This window comes from Kitasatospora sp. NPDC059462, from assembly GCF_042749955.1.
Taxonomy (GTDB): Bacteria; Actinomycetota; Actinomycetes; order Streptomycetales; family Streptomycetaceae; genus Kitasatospora.
Genome location: NZ_JBHYUU010000344.1, coordinates 1 through 3746 on the forward strand (window position 1 = coordinate 1; position 3746 = coordinate 3746).

The 3746-nt window shown below is 73.7% G+C and carries 3 protein-coding genes; 1 reads left to right on the plus strand and 2 read right to left on the minus strand.

Going from position 1 to position 3746, the window contains the following annotated elements; all coding sequences use genetic code 11:
- Nucleotides 1–21: 21 nt before the first annotated feature.
- Together ACFXAM_RS38165 and ACFXAM_RS38170 are read right to left on the minus strand one after the other, a co-directional pair.
- Nucleotides 22–276 carry a hypothetical protein gene (locus ACFXAM_RS38165; protein ID WP_380298478.1) on the minus strand — a complete coding sequence of 85 codons (255 nt, stop codon included), beginning with the start codon at nucleotides 274–276 and terminating at the stop codon, nucleotides 22–24.
- Between the two features lie 29 nt (nucleotides 277–305).
- The gene (locus tag ACFXAM_RS38170) at nucleotides 306–1499 is read right to left on the minus strand and encodes an anion permease (protein ID WP_380298480.1); all 1194 of its coding nucleotides are present in this window, start codon (nucleotides 1497–1499) and stop codon (nucleotides 306–308) included.
- 336 nt (nucleotides 1500–1835) lie between these two features.
- Between ACFXAM_RS38170 and ACFXAM_RS38175 the strand changes: the two genes are divergently transcribed.
- Nucleotides 1836–3548: a C40 family peptidase gene (locus ACFXAM_RS38175; RefSeq protein ID WP_380298482.1), complete on the plus strand. Its 1713-nt coding sequence runs from the start codon at nucleotides 1836–1838 to the stop codon at nucleotides 3546–3548.
- Nucleotides 3549–3746 lie beyond the last annotated feature (198 nt).

Here is a 3746-nt window from a genome sequence, read left to right on the forward strand (position 1 = left end):
CCCTCGGGCGTTCGGCTGCTGCTACTTGTTGGCGATCAGCGTCAGTCCGTAGAGGACGGCCGCACCGCAGACGGCGAAGCAGGCGTACGCGCCGGCCAGGGCCAGCTTGCCGCCGGCCACCGCGGCGCCCGGGCCGGCCGCCTCGCGGCGCGCGCTGAGCGCGGCCTCGCGGCGGGACAGCGCCAGGATACCGAGGGCGAAGACGGCGACCACGCCGACGGTGATGCCGAAGCTGACACCGGCGGTCTGGGCCAGGGCGTTCCACTTGATGTGCATGGGGGTTCCAGTTCCTCGGCCGGCGGCGGTCAGGCCGCGACCGTGGTCGAGGCGGGGGTGGTCGGGGCGGCGGGCACCGCGGCCGGGCTGACCTCGACCGGGGTGACGTCGGAGGTGTCGTCGACGGCGTTGACGTTGTCCGCGCCGACCGGCTGGCGGCGGGAGATGACCCACATCGCGGCCGAACCGGCCACCAGGGCGGCGCCGACCAGGGCGACGCCCCAGTTCCCGCGCTCGGCCAGGTAGGCGGCGAGTCCGCCGACGGTGGCGGCGGCCGGCAGGGTCAGGCCCCAGGTGTAGACCATGCGGCGGACCATGCCCCAGCGCAGCTCGGCCTTCGGGCCGCCGAGGCCGGCGCCCATGATGCCGCCGGAGCAGACCTGGGTGGTGGAGAGGCCGAAGCCCATGCTGGAGGAGGTCAGGATGACCGTCGCGGCGGCCGACTCGGAGGCGAAGCCCTGACGCGGGGTGATGTCCGCCAGGCCGCTGCCCATCGAGCGGATGATCCGCCAGCCGCCCATGTAGGTGCCGAGCGCGATCGCGGCGCCGGCCGAGACGATGACCCAGGTGGGGGGCAGCGCGCCCTTCGGCAGGGCGCCGACCGAGACCAGGGTCAGGGTGATGATGCCCATCGTCTTCTGGGCGTCGTTGGTGCCGTGCGCCAGCGAGATCAGCGAGGAGGAGAAGATCTGGCCGGTGCGGAAGCCCTTGCCGACGGTCTTCTCGTCGCTCTTGCGGGTGATCGCGAAGGCGAGCTTGGTGGCGCCCCAGGAGGCGAGGCCCGCCACCAGCGGGGAGGCGATCGCCGGGATGAGGATCTTGCTGACCACGGTGTCGAAGTTGACGCCGTTGGCGCCGACCCCGACGACGGTGGCGCCGATCAGGCCGCCGTAGAGCGCGTGCGAGGAGCTCGACGGCAGGCCGCGCAGCCAGGTCAGCAGGTTCCAGAGGATGGCACCCGCCAGTGCGGCGAAGATGATCTCCGGATGGATACCGGTCTTCTCGTTGACGATGCCACCGGAGATGGTGGTGGCGACCTTCACGGAGAGGAACGCGCCCGCGAAGTTGAGGAGGGCCGCGATGGCGACCGCGATCTTCGGCCGGAGGGCTCCCGTGGCGATGGAGGTGGCCATCGCGTTGGCGGTGTCGTGGAACCCGTTGGTGAAGTCGAAGGCGAGCGCCGTGATGATCACAACGGCCACCAGGAACGAGATGTGTTCCATACCCAAACAATCGTCGTAGTTGTCGCACTGACGTTGGTGTCGTGCGCGACGGTAGGGACGCTTGGTGAACGGAAGGTGAACTGGCCTCGGAATCGAGGTTCCGACGGTGTCCGAGGGGTTGCCGGGGCCTTTCCTGAGGGTGGCGTCCGCCGTGCTGAGCAGGACATTAGTGGAGATCCGTCCGCTTCGCCCCATTTGCTGAGAGTTGCCTCACAGGTAGGGCGAAAAATTCATCGGGCCGTACGGGCGCGGTCTGTTTCCGGCGAGTAACCCGTGGCAGGATCAGCCGGAGGTCCGGGGACGCCGGAACGCGGGCGGGCGGGGAGGACGAGATCCATGGGCGGGGCGGCACGGCGTGCGGAGCTGACGGACGGACGACCGGCGGGCGCACCGGCCGGCAGACGGCCGGCCTGGGTCCGCGCCGCGCTGCGCTGCGGAGCCGTCCTCGCGGCCGCCGCCCTGTCGCTGCCCCTGGCCACCGCCCAGGCCTGGGCCGACCCGGCTCCGGCCGTTCCCGCCGCTCCCGGAGCCCCCGTCGCCGACGCCGCCGGTGACCCGCTCGCCCAGGCCAAGGCCACCCTCGGCCCGCTGCTCGACCAGCTGCACACGCTCTACCAGGGCGCCGAGGCCGCGACCGAGCAGTACAACGCGGCCGTCGACAAGGTCGCCGTGCAGCAGGCCGCGGTCGTCGAGCTCAAGGGCAAGGTGGAGCGCCAGCAGAAGCAGGTCGACGCCGGCACCGACGTCGCCGCGCAGCTCGCCGCCGCCCAGTACCGCAACGGCTCCGCCTCCGCCTACGCCGAGCTGCTGCTCTCCAAGGACCCGTACGAGGCCGTCACCATCGCCGAGCTGCTCGCCGCCGCCAGCCGCTCGCAGTCCGAGTTCCTCAACAAGCTGACCGCCGACCGCGACGAGCTGAGCGTGCTGCAGAAGCAGAACGAGGAGGCCCTCAGCACCTCGCAGACGCTGGTCGCCCAGCAGGACGCCGCCAAGGCCAAGGTGGCCGCCGACCTCGCCGCCGTCGAGCAGCTGGTCTCCTCGCTCACCGGTGCCCAGCGCGCCGAGCTGGAGCAGGTCGAGAAGGCCAAGGCCGACGAGGCCCAGCTCGCCTTCCTCGCCACCGGCGTGCTCGGCCAGGGCGAGCGGACGCCGTCGCTGGCCGGCCGCGCCGCGGTCGCCTGGGCGCTCGCCCAGCTGGGCAAGCCGTACGTGTGGGGCGGCGCCGGGCCGGACGTCTTCGACTGCTCCGGGCTCACCTCCCAGGCGTGGCTGCACGCGGGCAAGCCGATCCCGCGCACCAGCCAGGAGCAGTGGGCGCAGCTCCAGCGCGTCCCGCTCAACCAGCTGCGGCCCGGCGACCTGATCATCTACTTCGAGGGCGCGACGCACGTCGCGATGTACATCGGCGGCGGGCTCGTGGTGCACGCGCCGCGGCCGGGCTCGTACGTCAAGGTCGGGCCGATCGGGGCCAACCCGATCCTCGGCGCCGTCCGGCCCGACCCGGACGGGACGGCCGACGAGGCGGGCGGCGCGTGGAAGGTGCCGGACCTGCCGGCCGGCTGGGACTCGGTCACCCCGATCGCGTCCAGCCCGCTGAACCAGCCGCCGGTCGACCCCGGGACGCCCGTGCCGCCGGTGGTGCCGGTGGTGCCGGTCACCCCGACCACCCCGGCCCCGGGCACGCCGGACCCGTCCGCCACCGGCACGCCGAGCACCGAGCCGGGTACCCCGGACCCGTCGGCCACGGGGACGCCGACCGGCACGCCGTCGGCCACGCCCACGGGCACGCCGACCGGTACGCCCACGGGCACGCCGACGGGCACGCCCACCGAGACCCCGACGGGGACTCCGACCGGCACCCCGACGGGGACGCCGACCGGGACGCCGACCGGCACCCCCACGGGCACGCCCACCGAGACCCCGACCGGCACCGGCACCGGCACCGGCTCGCCCACCGCCACCGGCTCCTCCACCGCCACGGCCTCCGGCAGCGCCCCTGCTTCCGCCTCCGCCTCCGCTTCGGGAAGCCTCTCGCCCACCCAGAACTGACCCACAAAGAGGCCGGGCTTCGCGACCCCTCGCGAAGGCCCGGCCTCTCCCATCCCCACGCGGCTGCGCCTTGCCGCTGCCGGGGGCTTCGCCCTGGCGGCTTCGGCTGCGCCTTGCCGCTGCCGGGGGCTTCGCCCTGGCGGCTTCGGCTGCGCCTTGCCGCTGCCGGGGGCTTCGCCCTGGCGGCTTCGGCTGCGC